This is a genomic window from Acidobacteriota bacterium (assembly GCA_030949985.1).
Taxonomy (GTDB): Bacteria; Acidobacteriota; Polarisedimenticolia; order J045; family J045; genus JALTMS01.
In genome coordinates this window covers 1-16,035 of sequence record JAUZRX010000027.1, presented here as the reverse complement: position 1 = coordinate 16,035, position 16,035 = coordinate 1, and the positions used below count along the sequence as shown (strand labels likewise).

Sequence of the window (16,035 nt, the reverse complement as noted above, 5' to 3'; positions counted from 1 at the left end):
GGTGGCCGGTCAGCGGCGACGGGCGGCGATGATGGCGGCGACCAGATCGTCGGGGATCGTCTCGGGGACTTCCTGCTCGGCGCGGGCGAAGAGCCGCTGCCCGATTTCCACCGTCCGGCGGTAGGTGTCCAGGTAGTTCACGCAGTCCGAACAGAGAGCCATGTGCCGTTCGAAGACGGCGACCTGGGCGTCGGGGAGGGATCCGGCCAGGTAATCGGCGATGAACTCGGCGAACTCCCTGCAGGTCATGGCGCCTCCCCACCCATCTCGCGGGCCAGCAGGGTGCGCAGGGCCTGCCGTGCCCGATGCAGGCGGATCTTCACGGCATTGGGCGTCACCCCCAGCATCACGGCTGTCTCGGAAGTGTCAAAACCTTCGATGTCGCGCAGCAGCAGCACGTTTCGGTAGTTTTCCGGGAGGGCGTCGATGGAGCGGCGGACGAAACGGCGGGTCTCCTCCCTTTCGAGAGCCTCGAGAGCTTCCGGTCGCCAGGGCCCGACGGGCCGGGCGTGGTGACCATCCTCCCGGAAGTGGGGCAGCAGCTCCTCGATCGAGCCTTCCGGTCGCCGTCCCCGGCTGCGCAACCGCATCAGGGCGGCATTGACGGCGATACGGTGCAGCCAGGTGGAAAGCTGCGCGCCGCCCTCGAAGCGGTCGAGCGCCCGGAAGGCCGAAAGGAAGGTTTCCTGCAGGGCGTCGCGGGCCTCTTCCTCGTCCCGCAGGTAACGTCGGATCACCGACAGCAGGCGGCCGCCTTCGTCGCGGACCAGTTCTTCGAACGCCGCTTCCTCGCCCGCGCGCAGGCGGTCGAGCAGCCGCCGTCGAGCGGCGGGGTTTTCGCCGGAAGCCATGCCGGCACCATAGCACGCGGGCATGGAGGGCGGAGGGTGGGGACTGCCTGCTATTCTCTGCAGTCTCGAAGAAGGAGTTCGATCATGCCCCGTCTGCCGTTCGTGTTGCCGATGCTCTTTGCCGCTTCTTCGCTTGCCCTGGCTGCCGCGCCGGAAGCGTCCCACCCGTTCTCCGTGCACGACATGCTGGCCATGGAGCGGATTTCCGACCCCCGGCCTTCGCCGGACGGCAGCCGGGTGGTCTTCACCTTGCGCAGCACGGATCTCGAGGCCAACCGCGGCCGCACCGACCTTTACCTGGTGGGCATCGACGGCCAGGGGCTCAAGCGCCTGACGACCCATCCCGGCGGCGATTGGGGGGGGCGCTGGGCGCCGGATGGTGAAACGATCTACTTCCTCTCCACCCGCAGTGGCAGCTCCCAGGTGTGGAAGATCGCGGCCGGCGGCGGCGAGGCCCAGCAGGTCACCGACTTGCCCCTGGACCTGGGCAACCTGCTGATCTCTCCCGACGGAAGGTTCCTGGCCTTCAGTGCGGATGTCTTCATCGACTGCAAGGATATGCAGTGCACCGCCGACCGCCTGGCCGAGCGTGAAAAGCGGAAGGCCAGCGGGAGAGTCTACGAGCGCCTGTTCATCCGCCACTGGGACACATGGAAGGACGGCCGTCGCTCCCATCTCTTCGTCCTGCCCGTCGCCGGGGGTGAGCCGGTGGACGTCTCCCGCGGCCTGGACGCCGACGTGCCCACCAAGCCCTGGGGTGGCACCGAAGAGATCGCCTTCACTCCCGACGGCAAGGGGGTGGTCTTCACCGCCCGGGACGTGGGCCGGGAGGAGGCCTGGTCGGTGGACTTCGACCTCTACCTCGCGCCACTCGACGGCTCGCAGGCCCCGGTCTGCCTGACCGATGACAACGAGGCCTGGGATACCCAGCCGGTGTTCTCCCCCGACGGCCGGACTCTCGCCTGGCTGGCCATGGCGCGGCCGGGCTTCGAAGCCGATCGCTTCCGGGTCAAGCTGCGCACCTGGCCCGAGGGCAAGACCCGCACCCTGACCGAGGGCTGGGATCGCTCACCGGGGTCGATCCTCTTTGGGCCCGGGGGCAAGACGATCTACGCGGTGGCGACCCACTTGGGCCAGCGATCGATCTTCTCCATCGATGTGGCCGACGGAAAGGTCAGCGAGCTGCATCACGAAGGCACCGTTTCGGGATTGGCTTGGGCCGGAGACCGGCTGCTCTTCGGCCTCGACACCCTGGCTTCTCCCGTCGAACTCCACACCCTGCGGCCCGACGGCGGCGGCCTGCAGAAGATCACCGGCATCAACGACGCCAAGGTGGCCTCCGCCCGCATGGGGGCCTACGAGCAGTTCACCTTCGAGGGCTGGAACGGCGAGACCGTGCATGCCTACCTGGTCAAGCCGGTGGACTTCGATGCCACGAAGAAATATCCGGTGGCCTTTCTGATTCATGGTGGACCCCAGGGATCATTCGGTAACCATTTCCACTACCGTTGGAACCCCCAAGCTTACAGCGGTGCGGGCTATGCGGCGGTGATGGTCGATTTTCACGGTTCCACCGGCTATGGCCAGGCCTTCACCGATTCGATCACCGGAGACTGGGGCGGCAAGCCCCTCGAAGATTTGCAGAAGGGGCTCGCTGCGGCCCTGGCGCGCTATCCCTTCCTCGACGGCGATCGCGTGGCGGCTCTCGGAGCTTCCTACGGCGGCTACATGATCAACTGGATCGCCGGCAACTGGCCCGACCGCTTCACCTGCCTTGTCAACCACGACGGCAACCTGGACGAGCGGATGGCCTACTACGACACCGAGGAGTTGTGGTTCCCCGAGTGGGAGCACGGCGGCACCCCCTGGGACAACCCCGGGGGCTACGCCAAGCACAACCCGGTGAATTTCGTCAAGAACTGGAAGACGCCGATGCTGGTCATTCACGGCGCTCTCGACTACCGGGTGGTGGACACCCAGGGGATCTCCACCTTCACCGCCCTCCAGCGCAGGGGCATCCCCAGCAAGTTGCTCTACTTCCCCGACGAAAATCACTGGGTGCTCAAACCCCACAACAGTATCCAGTGGCACGAGACGGTGATCGATTGGCTCGACCGCTGGACCCGGTAGGCGACTCGCCCCGGTCCGGCCGAGCGGCCGCGAGCCTGTCGATGACGGGCCGCCGCGCCTTGTGCGGCATCACGGGGCCCCCTTCCCGCCTCCGGCGGTGTCGTTTGCGCGATCCCCGTGCCGGCAAGAACTCAAGGGAGGCGACGCTCTCTGCGGCCCCTTACTGGCGGGCATCAACAGGTGGATTGTCGCGGGCATTCGGAACCACCGGCGCAACCGATGGCCGGGCGGCGGTGTTGAGTGAGGGTGAGGGCGGCGATGGGGCCGCCGGGAGCCGGCGTGTGAAAGCCTTGACGCAATCGGACCGGGCCGAGCCCGCGAAGGTGGATCTCGACCGCCTGGCGTGCCGGGCGAGAGCCGGAAGCGTGGAGGCCTTCGAGGCGATCTACCGGGCTCAGGTGGGGCGGGTGATGGCGGTTTGCCTGCGACTGAACGGAGGTTGTCGGGGCCAGGCGGAGGACCTGGTCCAGGAGACCTTTGTCAGGGCCTGGCAGAAGCTCGCGCTCTACCGGCCGGGTACGGAGTTCGCGGCCTGGCTGCGCCGGGTGGCGATCAACGTGGTCCTCGGTGCTCGGCGCAGCGATCAGAGACGTTGGAAGCGGGAACAGGCGGCCGCCCCCCGGCCTGCCGACGGCTGCCATCCGGGTCAGAAGCTGGATCTCGAGCGGGCCATCGCCCGGCTGCCGGCGCCCCAGCGTCACGTCTTCGTGCTGCATGACGTGGAAGGCTTGAAACACGAGGAAATCGCCCGTTGCCTCGGCATCCGGGTCGGCACGTCGAAGGCGCGCCTGCACCGCGCCCGCGCCCGACTCCAAGAGGAGATCGCCCGATGAGCGACCTGGATCGGCGGATCGCAAAGTTGCCTCGAGACATGCTTCCGGCGACCGATCTCTGGCCCGCTATCGAAACCCGGTTGCGCTCGGATCGTCGGCTCCCGGCCCAGGGCGCGGGAAGGGCGTTTCAGCGCGCCGGGAAGATCGGCGCCCTGGTCGCCGCAGCGTTGGTACTCGTCGCCGCGGCGCTCTACGGGCTGCGCGGTCCCGGTCTGCCCGTCCGCGCGTGCCGAACCCCATCCCGCCCGCGCCCGGTCACCACCGTCGCGCCGGTGGATTCCGCGGCCTGGACCCGGCGGCACTTCGAGCAGGCCATCGAGCCTCTCCGGCGCCGCCTGGATGCCCGTCGCGACGAGCTGTCCGCGGAGACCATCCGCGTCGTCGAAGAGCAGTTGGTCGTCATCGACGGTGCGATCGCCGAACTCCGCCGGGCGTTGGCCGCCGATCCGGGAGACGGTCGCGCCGAGCGTTTTTTCGCGGGCCTCTATTTCAGCAAGATCCGGCTGCTCGAGCGCGCCAACAGCCTTCCCGCAGGTACCTGAGCGGCTGCCGCCACGACCAAGGAGACGACCGTGATCAGCCATACTCTTCGCGTTCCCCTCTACCTTTCCATGGTGCTTGTCCTGCTCCCGTCGCCGTGGGCGCTGGCATCGACTCGTGTGGACAGAACCGTTCCCGCGGGCCCGAGCGTCTACGTCAGTGTCGAACTCGTCTCGGGATCGCTGGATGTCAAGGTCTGGGACCGCAACGCGATCCGTGTTGTCGGAACCCTGGGCGACGATGTGCGCGGCCTGGAGATCGACGAGGGAGGGGGAGAAGTGGGAATCTCCCTGGACCTGCCCCGGGGGCGTGGGTCGCGACAGGTTGCAGCCGACCTGGAACTCTACGTGCCGCGGGCGGCTTCCCTGGAGATCGAGACGGTTTCCGCGGACGTGGCTGTCGCAGGCACCACCGGTGACCTGGAAGCGGAGACCGTCAGTGGAAACATCCGCGTCACCTCCCCACCGTCTTCGATGGAGATCTCCGCCGTCAGTGGAGATGTCATCATCGAAGGGGAAGCGCTCCTTTCCCGGTTGGACGTCGAGGTGGTTTCCGGAGAGGTGGTGGTGACCGCCCCGCCCGCGCCGGCGGCGAGGATCGACATCGAGGCGGTCAGCGGCAATGTGCGCCTGGCCTTGCCGGTGTCGGTTTCCGCACGTTTCGACCTGGAGACCTTCAGCGGTAGCATCCGCAACGACTTCGGGCCCCAGGGGGCCGGGGCCGCCGGCGTACTTCCGGCCAAGGAGCTGGAGTTCACGATGGGAGAGGGAAGCGCCAGGGTTTCGGTGGAGGTCTTCAGCGGCCGGATTCATCTGGCGAGGCGGGAGTGACGGGCCCGATCGAGGCGCTCAGCAGGTGTCTACCGGTGATGCTTGCGGGGCGAGCGCGCGTTGGATGGCCGCCTCGAGTTGCTCCCTGTCGATGGGCTTGGTGACGTAGTCGTCCATGCCCGCCGCCAGGTGCTTTTCCCGGTCGCCTTTCATGGCCAGGGCGGTCAGGGCGATGATCGGCAGGTGGCCGCCGCGGGCGGCTTCTCTCCGGCGGATCTCCCGGGTGGCCTCCAGGCCGTCCATTCCGGGCATCTGCACGTCCATCAGGACCAGGTCCACGCTCTCCTCTTCGAGAAGCTCGAGGGCCTGGTACCCGTTTTCGGCCAGGAGGACTTCGTAACCTGCGCCTTCAAGGAGTTTTGCGGCCAGGACGCGGTTGACGGCATTGTCCTCGACGACCAGGATCCGCTTGCGCTCGGCTTTGCGATCCGCGGGGCGGGCGCGTGCCGCTTCGGCCTCCGCCCCGGCCTCGATCGGACCTTCCAGGGCGAGATGCAGCTCGTGCGAGGTGGTGGGTATGGCCAGGACGCCGTCGATCAGCCCGTCCCACGCCGCCGGCTTCTCCGCCCCGACAAAGGCGCGGAGGAAGACCCTGACGTTGCGCCCGCGGGATGATGCCCGCAGTGTGCGGACCAGCCCCAAGGGGTCCATGCCGGTGATCTCCCGGTCGATGATCAGGACGTTGTCGGCCGGCCCCGGGGCGGGCTCGCCCAGCAGCGTTTCGAGAACCTTCCAGTCTTCCGCGGGCCGCAGGGGCGAGGCTCCCAGGTCCCTGGTGCTATCGGCGATCAATTCCTGGACCTCGGGATGGCGACCGAGCAGCACTACCTGGGGCGGGTGCGGGAGCCGGAGGCGGGCAGCCGGTCCGGCGTCCTCGTCGGCGGCACGCTGCATGCGCAGCACGGCGGTGAAGGTGCTTCCCTGTTGGGGTTGGCTCTGGACTTCGATGCGGCCGTTCATCATGGCGGCCAGTTGGCGGCAGATCGCCAGTCCGAGGCCCGTACCGCCATAGTGTCGGTTCGTCGAACCGTCGGCCTGGGCGAATTCCTTGAAGATCTGGGCCTGCTTGTCCGCCGGGATGCCGATACCGCTGTCACGAACCGCCAGCGCCAGGTCGATCCACCGGTCACCTTGCTCGACGACATCGGCGCGGACGGTGACATATCCACCGGGAGTGAACTTCAAGGCATTGCCCAGCAGGTTGACCAGGATCTGCCGGATGCGAAAGGCGTCGGCGACGACGAAGTCCGGCACTGCGCTGCTGACGTGGCAGGCCATGTCGATGTTCTTTTCCCTGGCTGCGATTCCCATGAGCCGGACGGTTTCCTCGATCCACGGCGCCAGCTGGAAGCGAATCGGATCCAGGTGCAGCTTGCCCGCTTCGATCTTGGAGAAGTCGAGCACGTCGTTGATCACCTTGAGGAGGGAGCCCGCCGAGTCCTTGACCATGCGCAGGTACTCTCTCTGTTCCGACGAGAGTTCGGTCTCGAGGGCGAGGTCGGTCATGCCGATGATGCCGTTCATCGGTGTGCGAATCTCATGGCTCACGTTGGCCAGGAATTCACTCTTGGCGCGGTTGGCGGACTCCGCGGCTTCCTTGGCCTGCCGGAGGTCCGCCGTGCGCTCCTCGACTCGGCGCTCGAGTTCGTCCCGGGAGCGGTTCAGTTCGCTCTCGCGCTCTTCGATGCGTTCGAGCATCTTGTCGAAGGCCCGCCCCAACGCCCCGATTTCGTCGGGGGGATAGGATCCGATTCTCAGGGAGCAGTCGCCCTCGCGTTCCACCCGCTCGGCGATGGCGGCGAGCCTTTCGAGGGGAGAGACGATCCGCTGGGAGATCGTCGACGCCAGGGGAAGGGCCAGCCCCACAGCCAGCAGCATCACCAGGACGCCCGTCCGGCCATAGGTCCACAGCCGCTGGATGATGGGGACCGGCTGGGCCCGCAGGAGAAGTGAGCCGAAAGCCTGGCCACCGGCGGTCAGGGGCTGAAGCCACTCGTAGGAGTCTCCGGTGAGATCCGCTGCCTGCTTCGCGAGGTCTTCCTCGAGGGTTTCAGCGTGGGACTTCCAGTGGTAGAAGAGGCTGCCATCGGGGAGGAAGATCGCGATCTCCACGAAGCGGGGATTCCTGCGCAGGAAATCGAGGCTTCGCTCCAGCTGCTGAGGATCGCGCTCCATCACTGCGTGGATGCAGTGGGCTCGGGCCGCCCGGGCGATCAGTTCCAGGTCGTCGACCAGGTGCGAGCGGGCCGACCAGGTATCGACAATGAACAGGGCCACCGCGGCGGCCAGCAGGGCGCAGCCGCAGACCAGCAGAATGGCCGCGATCACCCGTGTTCGAATCGGGATCTCTATCGGCCGGGACATCGTGCGCTCCCCATTCGCCCCTTTCCTGCGCCGCTGAGGCTGTGCTTTTCGCCGGTAAGTGATTCTTGAGACACGTCCCGGTTCCGAAGGGAAAAGTTGGATCCTGCCTGCGGGAAAGGCAATCATGGATGCGCCCGGGAGCGGGCAGGTGTCGGGGGCGAATGTATAACGAAATTGCGGGGCAGGGACGACTCCGGACGGAGTAGAATCCCCGCGAGGAGGCGCAGACAAGGTGTCGGATTCCATGAGACCCGCTTCGGCGGTGGATCTTCGTTCGGATACCGTGACCCTTCCCACTCCGGACATGCGCCGGGTCATGGCCCAGGCGAAGGTGGGCGATGATGTTTACGACGAGGACCCCACCGTCATCGAGCTCGAGCACCTGGCGGCCGGACTGGCGGGTAAGCAGGCCGGCCTTTTCGTGCCCTCCGGGTCGATGGCCAACCTCATCGCCCAGATGGTGCATGCGGACCGGGGGAGCGAGGTGGTGCTGGGCGAGGCGAGCCACGCCGTGCTCTACGAAGTCGGGGCCGGGGCGGCCATCGCCGGCGTGCAATACAGCGTGATTCCGGGTGACGGTCGCTTCACCGCCGAGCAGGCGCGGGAGAGGATCAAGCAGCCCACTTTCCACACCCCCGGCACGTCGCTGCTGTGGATCGAAAACACCCACAACATGGGGGGCGGGACGATTTTCCCGACCGCCGAGATCAAGGCCATCGCCGCCGTGGCCCGCGAAGCGGGGCTGCCGCTGCACATGGACGGAGCGCGGGTGTTCAACGCCGTGGTGGCCAGCGGCGAGACCCTGCGGGAGGTGGCGCGGGACGTGGATTCGCTGTCCTTCTGCCTGTCCAAGGGGCTTGGCGCTCCGGTGGGCTCTGTCCTGGTGGGAACCCGCGAGTTTCGCACCCGTGCCCATCGCTTCCGCAAGATGCTCGGCGGCGGGATGCGCCAGGTGGGCATCCTGGCCGCGGCGGGGATCTACGCCCTCGAGCACCACGTCGAACGCCTGGCCGAAGACCACCGCCGCGCCCGGCGCCTGGCGGAAACACTCGCGGAATGGCCCGGCGTGAGCGTCGACGTGTCGGCCGTGGAGACCAATATCGTGATGGTCGATCTGCACGAGGCGAATGCCACCGACCTCGCCCGCCTTTGCGCCGAGAGGGGGGTGCTCTTCCACGCCCTGACCCCCCGGCGCCTGCGCCTGGTCACCCACCTCGATGTGGACGACGCCCACATCGACCGGGCGCTGGAGGTGATCAGTGCGGCGTTGGGCTGAAGGCCTTCGCCTTTTTGTCGCCCGCTGCTGGCTTTCCGGCGCTTGAAAGTCCACAGAGGAGGATGAAGATTTTCCGGGTGGGGGTATGCCCGGAGGCCGGCTATGGTCGAAATCCCCGATCTGGCCGAGGTCGAGAGACTGGCGGAAGCAGGGCAGGACGAACTCTGTCGGAAACTCGTCCGGCGAGTGCTGGATTCCATCGAGTCGCTATCGGCAGACGATCTTTGTCGCCTGGCGCGACTGGCCGAACGGCTCGGCATGGTCGTGGAGGCCACGACCTTATGGCAGCACAGGCTAGAAGCCAGGCCGGAAGATATCGAAGCCCTCGAGCACCTGGCGGCGGCCTGCCAGGCGGCGGGTGATCTCGCCGGTGCGATCACCATGCTCGAAAGACGCGTGGAGCTACCCGGTGTCGCTGCCGAGACTTTCAGTGATCTTCTGTCTTTGCTCGTTGAAACCGGGCACCGTGCCCAGGCCGGACAGGTGCTCGATCGCCTGGCGCGAGAGCGGGGAGTCGACGACCCGCTCGTCAGCCGGTTGAGAGATCTTCTCGAGGAGGCTGGTGGGGGGCCGTCCACCGGCGCCGACGAGGACGAAGCAGCCGAGAGCGAGTCCCTGCCCACCGATGGCGATGTGCTCCGTTTTCTTCACCTGTTTCGTGGGCGCGAGGACGTCTACGCCCGCATGTGGAAGGACGCGGATGACAGGGTGGGTTACAGTCCGGTGCGCCGGGCGCTGACGCCCAAGGTCGTACGGGATCATCTGGTCGGCCACGTGACCGTGGGATCCTACGTCGTTCGCCTGGATGGCAGCGTGGGGTTCTTCGCCCTGGATCTCGACCTGGTCAAGTCGGCTTTGGCCTCCGCCGAGGGCAACCATGCCAGGGCCGTCGAACTCAGAGACAAGGTGCGCGCCTGCGGAGCGTCCATCGCCAGGAAACTCGGCGATATGGGTCTCGATGTGCTGGTGGAAAGTTCTGGCTTCAAGGGGCGCCATTTCTGGGTTTTTCTCGACCCGCCCCAGCCGGCGGACCGCATCCACCAACTGGGACGAGCGCTCCTGGCCGAGTTGGACCCCCGGGATCCGGACTTTTCCCTGGAGTTCTTCCCGAAACAGGGCGCAACGGGCGACAAGCTGGGGAACCTGATCAAGTTGCCTCTCGGGATTCATCTCCGCACCGGAAGGCGTTCTCTGCTCCTCGACGACCAGGGGCACCCTCTCGATCGCCCCTTCGCGCGGTTGAGACGGGTCGGTTCTTTGGATCCACGGCAGCTGGCGTCCCTCGAGGCTCGTTTCGCATTCGTCATTCCGAAGACCACGGACGACGGACGGACCGCTGCCGAGCCTGCTGCGCGGGAGTCACCGCCGCCGCCGATGCCGCCGTCAGGCCCCGCCCCCCCTGCGCCGCCGCCCCTGTGGACCGCCGCGGATTTCGAGCAGGATCCCGCTACCGTGGCTCTGCTCGGTGGGTGTCCCCTGTTGGCCGAACTGGTGCGTGGGACCATTGAAGACCAGGTGATCACGGCCAAGGAAATTTCCACACTTCGTGCCACCCTGGGCCATCTTCCGCGTGGCGTCGGAGCGGTGAACTACCTGCTTGATCGTTGCCCGGGTGTGCCGGAAAGCGCGTACATGAAGACACGGCTTTCAGGGAACCCGGTTTCCTGCCAAAGAGTGCGCCAACGTTTGCTGCCCCGCTTTCCCGACGTGGCTTGCGACTGCGAATTCGAGGGAACCGAAGCCAGTTACCCCACGCCGCTGCTGCACGTCAGCTCCGAGTCTCTTTCCAGGAGCACGGCCGAGGCGGAGATCGAGGCCCAGGATCCCGAGCGGATCGGCAGGCGACTCGGTTGGATCGAGCATCGTCTGCATGAGCTGTCGGAAGAGGCCAAGAGGGTGAGAAGCCGATTGATCGCATACCTGCGCGCCACAGGCGCCGACAGGCTCGATCTGGGGGAAGGAATGTGGGTTCTCACCGAGGAGGAAGGGGTGACCAGTCTGCGGTGGAAACCACGAGGTGGGGAGGCGTCGCCAGCAGCGGAAGATCCCGATGAGAACCCTCGTTGTTAGCCAGCAGGGAGCACGACTGCGTCTGCGCGGTGAAGAGCTGATCGTCGAGCAGGGGGCCGTCAAGCTGGCGACCGTCCGTCTTGGCGAAATTCTGCAACTCGTGATGATGGGCAGCATCGAGCTGACTCCGGCCGCTCGCGCGGCCTTGCTTCGGAGAGGTATCGACACGGTGTTCATGACCGTCGGCGGACGCTACCTGGGCCGGCTGATCGGTGCCTCACACGGGAATGCCCCGCTACGCATAAGCCAGTACGAGAGCTTGACGGTGCCCTCGACCGCCATCCGGCTCGCTCGACAGATTGTCAAGGGCAAGGTCACCAATCAGCGCCGGCTGTTGATGCGGGTACAAAACCGAAGGCCGCATCCAGACCGGGCAGCAGCGATCATCAGGCTCGCATGGTGTGAACGCGAGTTGGATTCCGCCTCCGAGATCGACGTGATTCGCGGTCTCGAGGGTGATGCGGCGTCGGTCTACTTCGGAGCCTTCGGAGGGTTGATGACCCACGAACGATTCCTTTTCGAAGGGCGCAACCGGCGCCCGCCTCGGGATCCGGTCAACGCTATGCTCAGTTTCGGCTACGCCTTGCTTCAGGCCAGTGTCGAAGGCGCTGTCTACCGCGCGGGGTTGGATCCCTACCTGGGCGCGCTCCATGCGCCCCGGCAGGGTGCCACGGCGCTGGTCTTCGATTTGATGGAGGAGTTCCGGCCGCTGGCGGTGGACTCGCTGGTGCTGCGCTTGATCAACCAGCGCCAGGTCGACCCCGGGGATTTTCGTAGATTCCAGGTGGGAACGGCACCGGAGGAGATCCTGGCAGCCGACAACGATGGGGTGTCCTCGGATACCGGGGGTTCCTCCCCGGAAAGTGCCCCGGTGGTGGGTGTCCACCTGGCCGATGCGGGCCGCAAGATTCTCATCGGGGCCTACTACCGTGCCCTGCGGCGGCGGACACACCACGTGGGCCGCGGCATGCGCCTGACCCTTTCAAGGATCATCGTGGAACAGGCTTACGCGCTTGCCCGATGGATCCAGGGGCAGGTTGACGACTACCGGCCCCATTGCCCGAGGTGATGATGCCACACCTGATCGTCTCCTACGACGTTGTCGACGACAATCGCCGCAACCGCCTGGCTAAGCTGCTCAAGGGCTATCTTCAACGGGTGCAGAAGAGCGTCTTCGAGGGTGAGTTGACTGCCCGGCGGCATCATACCCTGCGGAGCCGGATCGAGAAGGTGATCGACCAGGATGAAGATTCGGTACGGATCTATCTTCTCTGCCGACGCTGCGTACCGGCACTGGAGATCGTGGGGACGGGCGTTCCCGTGGAGCCTCCCGACGAAGACATTTTTGTCTGACCCATCGCCGCCCTGCTGGTGTGCCAGTGCTGTTTTCGGGGGATTCGGCGCGGGCGGATCCGGGGTCGGGGCCGAAGCGTTCCGACTTGTACTAGAATCTCTCCATCGCACCGTCGCGAAAGGGGGTCACTCGAATGGCCGAAAAAATCGGCTCAAACAAGAAAGAAGGAACTTGCGTAGTGATCGGCGGCTTGGGCAACAAGCCTTACGAGAGCCGGCCCTATACCTGGAACCACGACCAGGTCAACGTCGGAACTCCTCTGGCCGCTGTCGCGCGTCTCGTGCCCCGGGCCAGGGACCTGCGCGTGTTGGCCGTGGGCAACAGCGCTGTGTGGGACAAGCATCACTCGGGTCTGCAGAGCGATCTGAAAGGCGCGTCGGTGGATCACATCCTTATCGAGGACGAAAGCGAAGATGCCTTGACCCGGCTTTACCGGGATATTCATCATGAGGTGACACGGGCTTCTTCGGTTGTCGTCGATATTACCGGCGGGTTTCGGCCCTTGGCGTTCGTTGCCTATTGGGCGGTACTCTTCACCCGGGCCGAGCGTTCAGCAAGGGGAGACCTGTCGATGGGCATGTACTACGCGAGATTTGCGGATGGCGACGATCGAGCCGTGCCGATCATCGATCTCAGCCCGTTTCTGATCTCGGTCGCCTGGCAGGAGGCTACCGGATTCTTTCAGCGTTACGGCTCCCTTGATCCGCTCGTCAAGGTTCTGGACTTGAAGGTACGCAATGCATTCGAGCAGTCGAGTGTGGACCGCAAAGTGCGGGAGGCGTTGAGTCGGCTCAAGGGGCGTTTATCGGATTTACAGAGCTGCCTCAGCCTCGGGCTCGTGGTGCCCGTCGGGGAGACTGCGGCTGAAGTGCGCGACAAAATGAACGAACTCAGAGACCATGGCCTGGTGGATCTGCTCCCCCTCGGGGCGTCGGCGGTGGATGGTACGGCAAGGGCTGTGAGTGCTTTAGCCGCGGATGGCGACAAGCATTGTCTCTGCAGCGAGGAGCTGGAGCGGCAGCTCCGCCTCGCCCGTTGGTACGTCGAACATAATCGACCCGGTCTGGCCTTGTTGGCGATCAGGGAGTGGATCATCAACAGAACCATTTTCGCCGGTGATGAAGCGGACCGGACCGGGTGGCTGGACTACCCCGGCACACGTCGCAGGATCGAGCGACAACTCAATGCGCGTGCTGATTGGCTCCGCGACTCGGGAAACGCCGACGGATGCGAGGGGGACAGAGTCGCAGCCGTCTGGTCGTCGGTGGCCAAATATCGAAACCAGATCGCGCACGCAGGGAATAGCGCTGATGCGAGAGCTCTCGGTGACAGGGTGGCTCCCAAGATCACCGCATGGATCGAGGATCTCGAAGCTCTGCACAGGGATGAGGGCGTGTGGGGCTCGGGCCATACGGGAACGAGCGGCACCGTCATTCTGCAGCCGCTGGGTACCAGTCCCGGTGTGCTCTATACCGTACTGAAAAAAGTTCCTCATGACAGCCTGATCGTGTTGGGGTCGGAACAGTCTCTCCCACTCGTGGATTCGGCCCTGGCCGCTGCGGGTGTGGACGTGCCGTCGACTCGCGTGCAGTTGGAAAGCCCTTGGCAGGCTCACAAGGAATTTCGCCGTGTGCGGCAGGAGATCGAGGCGGAGCTGCGGTCGGCGAGCGATCTCGTGGCCGTTTTGACCGGCGGGACGGCGGCGATGACGGTGTTGGTGAACAGTCTGGCGCGCTTCTCCGAGACCCTGGGAACACGTGTCCGGCGATTACTGTTACTGGACTCGCGGAACCCGGAAGTACAACGAACCGATCCGTGGCACCCGGGAGAGTTGGAGTGGATCGACGCGGAAGATTCGACGGTTACCGGCTAGTCGGCGGTGGAAAGAACGCCTTTTGCGCCAGGCGTTGAGCGCCGGGCGACAGGTGCGGCGGATCTGGAAGTGCCTCGGGACGAGTGCGCCCGGTAATATGTGCCGACCCGTGGCTTCCGCCCCCGGAGCGAAGCCTCTATCCATGTCATGAACATTGAGGACTAGAGATCGAGGCGGAAGTCGTCGTCGGGCTCCGGGGGGGTGGCGGGTGGCGGGGCGGTTCTGCGCTCAGCCGGGGCAACCCGAATGGCTTGCAGGGCGGGTTTCTTCTTCTTGCGATCGAAGCCTTCGACCCACCAGACCCGGACCCGCGCTCCCTGGCGTCGAGCACTTTCGGGAAGCAAATCAAGGCTGGTGAAGATGTCCTGGCCGGATTCAGTACGAATGAAGCAGAATGGCCTGCCCTCGGGGAGAGATGTCACGGTGCCCGGGGCATCGCCGTCGGGCTCCTGGCGGCCCGCCGCCCAGTCCTTTCTGCAGGCGGCCAGCAGATCGCGAAACGCGTCGGGTAGATTGGTGTCCGGTGCCTCCTCCTGCGCACGCTCGAGGAGATCTTCGAGTTCCATGCGGATCGACCAGCCTTCCTGTTCGCGAATGGCCAGGGCGAGCGAGGCGCTTCGCAGCGCGGCAGCGGGGGAATCCCGGGTCAGGGCGAGGCGGGCGAATCGTTCGATGGTGCGAATCTTGGTCTGGAGTTTGCCGGGGCCGAGAAGGGAGTGACAGGTTGCCCGAAAAGCCTCCTGGGTTTCGCCTGCTTCCTCGGCAATGGAGGCCAGGGTGTCGAGAATATATGGCGCACGTTCTCTCCTGGTGATCTGGCGAATCTCCTCGAGCGCTTTTCCGGGCTCGCCGAGAGCCGCGAGAGCCATCGCGCCCCATCGACCGAAGTCTCGGTGTCCGGGATAGGCGGCAAGTGCCGATTCTGCTGTTTCGCGGGCACCCGCCCACAAGCGTAATTCGACCAGCGCCTTGATGCGGGCAAAGTACCATTGTTCGAGTTCAGGCATCAGTGACTGGTCGCCGAAGCGCCTCGGATTTTTGTCCAGTTCCTCGATCTGAAGCTTGTCCGTCCAGTCGATGATCTCCCGCCAGGCGCGCTTGGCCTTGGCGACCTTGACCACGGAGAAAACGGCGCGCTTGAGAGCGAGTTCGTCGGCCCCAAGAGCCAGCATGCGGTTCGCGGCCGCTGCGGTCGAGGCCAAGTTACCTTTTTCGATAGCCGGCCGGAGCACGCCGGTATAGACCGCCCAGATGGCTTCCCGTCGAGCCATGACGTCTTCCGGATGCTCCTCGAGAATGACTTCGCAAATTTTCAGGGCTTCGTCCGGCTTGCCCAGGTGACGCAGGCAGTGGGCCAGCCTCCATGCCACATCCGGGTGCCTTCGTTTCGACCACGCTTCGCGAAAAAGGGGTTCGGCTTCGGCGTATTTCTTGGCCTTCCTGAGTTCTTCTGCTTTTGAGAGGGCACCCGGGGCCATGCTGCCTCCCTGCTCCCCGCAAGGTTCAACCTGTGGTGCCCGGCGCCTTCCGTCAAGTGGTGCGAGGCAGCTGCATTTCGACAGTCTGGGCGAAAACAAGCCGAATGTTGGCAAGTGCCTGAAAAATAGGAGCTTCCATGATCAGGCGCCGGGAGACCGTCGAAGCCGTTAAGTTATAGAAATTGCGAGCCTTATGTGCTTAGCGCCATCGGGCTCACGGCGCGGGTGGGGCCATGTTCGCGAGACCGTCGAAACACGCCTTGGAAGTCTCCTGCTGCCTTACTGTTAGGATATATGGAGACGCGCGCGATGCCCCGACTAAAAGGGGATTACGACTTTGCTTTCAACGATTTACACGGTTGCCAATGTTTTGACGCGCGCGATGCCCCGACTAAAAGGGGATTACGACTCCATCATGACTAGGATGTTCCTCGAT

General features: G+C 65.2%; 13 protein-coding genes. 9 read left to right on the top strand and 4 right to left on the bottom strand.

Annotated elements, in window-relative coordinates:
* Nucleotides 1–9 precede the first annotated feature (9 nt).
* Entirely contained in the window at nt 10–249 is a 240-nt protein-coding gene (locus tag Q9Q40_08300; GenBank protein MDQ7007220.1) for a zf-HC2 domain-containing protein, read from the bottom strand.
* Nucleotides 246–851: a sigma-70 family RNA polymerase sigma factor gene (locus Q9Q40_08295; protein ID MDQ7007219.1), complete on the bottom strand. Its 606-nt coding sequence runs from the start codon at nt 849–851 to the stop codon at nt 246–248. The genes Q9Q40_08300 and Q9Q40_08295 overlap by 4 nt, the downstream gene beginning before the upstream one ends.
* Before the next feature lie 84 nt (nt 852–935).
* On the opposite strand from Q9Q40_08295, the gene Q9Q40_08290 reads away from it, so the two are divergent.
* The 4 genes from Q9Q40_08290 (at nt 936) to Q9Q40_08275 (ending at nt 5,184) form a co-directional block, all read left to right on the top strand.
* On the top strand, nt 936–2,981 hold the full coding sequence (locus tag Q9Q40_08290; protein MDQ7007218.1) for a S9 family peptidase: 2,046 nt from the start codon (nt 936–938) through the stop codon (nt 2,979–2,981).
* 281 nt (nt 2,982–3,262) lie between these two features.
* Complete coding sequence (locus Q9Q40_08285) at nt 3,263–3,814, top strand: RNA polymerase sigma factor (GenBank protein MDQ7007217.1); 552 nt, start codon at nt 3,263–3,265, stop codon at nt 3,812–3,814.
* Nucleotides 3,811–4,356 carry a hypothetical protein gene (locus tag Q9Q40_08280; GenBank protein ID MDQ7007216.1) on the top strand — a complete coding sequence of 182 codons (546 nt, stop codon included), beginning with the start codon at nt 3,811–3,813 and terminating at the stop codon, nt 4,354–4,356. The genes Q9Q40_08285 and Q9Q40_08280 overlap by 4 nt, the downstream gene beginning before the upstream one ends.
* A 30-nt stretch (nt 4,357–4,386) precedes the next feature.
* Entirely contained in the window at nt 4,387–5,184 is a 798-nt protein-coding gene (locus tag Q9Q40_08275; protein ID MDQ7007215.1) for a DUF4097 family beta strand repeat-containing protein, read from the top strand.
* 18 nt (nt 5,185–5,202) lie between these two features.
* Here the strand turns inward: Q9Q40_08275 and Q9Q40_08270 are convergent, their stop codons facing one another.
* Nucleotides 5,203–7,548 carry a response regulator gene (locus Q9Q40_08270; GenBank protein ID MDQ7007214.1) on the bottom strand — a complete coding sequence of 782 codons (2,346 nt, stop codon included), beginning with the start codon at nt 7,546–7,548 and terminating at the stop codon, nt 5,203–5,205.
* 244 nt (nt 7,549–7,792) lie between these two features.
* Here Q9Q40_08270 and ltaE point away from each other — a divergent pair, with 244 nt between their 5' ends.
* From ltaE to Q9Q40_08245, 5 genes are all read left to right on the top strand, one after another.
* Nucleotides 7,793–8,824, top strand: a complete 1,032-nt coding sequence (gene ltaE / locus Q9Q40_08265) for a low-specificity L-threonine aldolase (protein MDQ7007213.1) — start codon at nt 7,793–7,795, stop codon at nt 8,822–8,824.
* A gap of 102 nt (nt 8,825–8,926) precedes the next feature.
* The gene (locus Q9Q40_08260) at nt 8,927–10,894 is read left to right on the top strand and encodes a CRISPR-associated primase-polymerase type A1 (protein ID MDQ7007212.1); all 1,968 of its coding nucleotides are present in this window, start codon (nt 8,927–8,929) and stop codon (nt 10,892–10,894) included.
* A complete protein-coding gene (gene cas1 / locus Q9Q40_08255; GenBank protein MDQ7007211.1) occupies nt 10,875–11,963 on the top strand; it encodes a CRISPR-associated endonuclease Cas1 in 1,089 nt (362 codons plus the stop codon). Before Q9Q40_08260 ends, cas1 begins: the two co-directional genes overlap by 20 nt.
* Entirely contained in the window at nt 11,963–12,247 is a 285-nt protein-coding gene (gene cas2 / locus Q9Q40_08250; protein ID MDQ7007210.1) for a CRISPR-associated endonuclease Cas2, read from the top strand. The genes cas1 and cas2 overlap by 1 nt, the downstream gene beginning before the upstream one ends.
* A gap of 134 nt (nt 12,248–12,381) precedes the next feature.
* Nucleotides 12,382–14,121 carry a TM1812 family CRISPR-associated protein gene (locus Q9Q40_08245; protein MDQ7007209.1) on the top strand — a complete coding sequence of 580 codons (1,740 nt, stop codon included), beginning with the start codon at nt 12,382–12,384 and terminating at the stop codon, nt 14,119–14,121.
* 161 nt (nt 14,122–14,282) lie between these two features.
* Here Q9Q40_08245 and Q9Q40_08240 read toward each other — a convergent pair whose 3' ends face one another.
* Nucleotides 14,283–15,599, bottom strand: coding sequence for a tetratricopeptide repeat protein (locus Q9Q40_08240; protein MDQ7007208.1), 1,317 nt, complete (start codon nt 15,597–15,599; stop codon nt 14,283–14,285).
* Between the last annotated feature and the right edge of the window lie 436 nt (nt 15,600–16,035).

What these genes read in the sequence shown, in the direction of transcription:
- ltaE (MDQ7007213.1), top strand. Translation starts at nt 7,793, where the DNA reads ATGAGACCCGCTTCGGCGGTGGATCTTCGTTCGGATACCGTGACCCTT.
- Q9Q40_08300 (MDQ7007220.1), bottom strand. Translation starts at nt 249, where the DNA reads ATGACCTGCAGGGAGTTCGCCGAGTTCATCGCCGATTACCTGGCCGGA.
- Q9Q40_08260 (MDQ7007212.1), top strand. Translation starts at nt 8,927, where the DNA reads ATGGTCGAAATCCCCGATCTGGCCGAGGTCGAGAGACTGGCGGAAGCA.
- Q9Q40_08295 (MDQ7007219.1), bottom strand. Translation starts at nt 851, where the DNA reads ATGGCTTCCGGCGAAAACCCCGCCGCTCGACGGCGGCTGCTCGACCGC.
- Q9Q40_08280 (MDQ7007216.1), top strand. Translation starts at nt 3,811, where the DNA reads ATGAGCGACCTGGATCGGCGGATCGCAAAGTTGCCTCGAGACATGCTT.
- Q9Q40_08290 (MDQ7007218.1), top strand. Translation starts at nt 936, where the DNA reads ATGCCCCGTCTGCCGTTCGTGTTGCCGATGCTCTTTGCCGCTTCTTCG.
- cas2 (MDQ7007210.1), top strand. Translation starts at nt 11,963, where the DNA reads ATGATGCCACACCTGATCGTCTCCTACGACGTTGTCGACGACAATCGC.
- cas1 (MDQ7007211.1), top strand. Translation starts at nt 10,875, where the DNA reads ATGAGAACCCTCGTTGTTAGCCAGCAGGGAGCACGACTGCGTCTGCGC.
- Q9Q40_08270 (MDQ7007214.1), bottom strand. Translation starts at nt 7,548, where the DNA reads ATGTCCCGGCCGATAGAGATCCCGATTCGAACACGGGTGATCGCGGCC.
- Q9Q40_08240 (MDQ7007208.1), bottom strand. Translation starts at nt 15,599, where the DNA reads ATGGCCCCGGGTGCCCTCTCAAAAGCAGAAGAACTCAGGAAGGCCAAG.
- Q9Q40_08245 (MDQ7007209.1), top strand. Translation starts at nt 12,382, where the DNA reads ATGGCCGAAAAAATCGGCTCAAACAAGAAAGAAGGAACTTGCGTAGTG.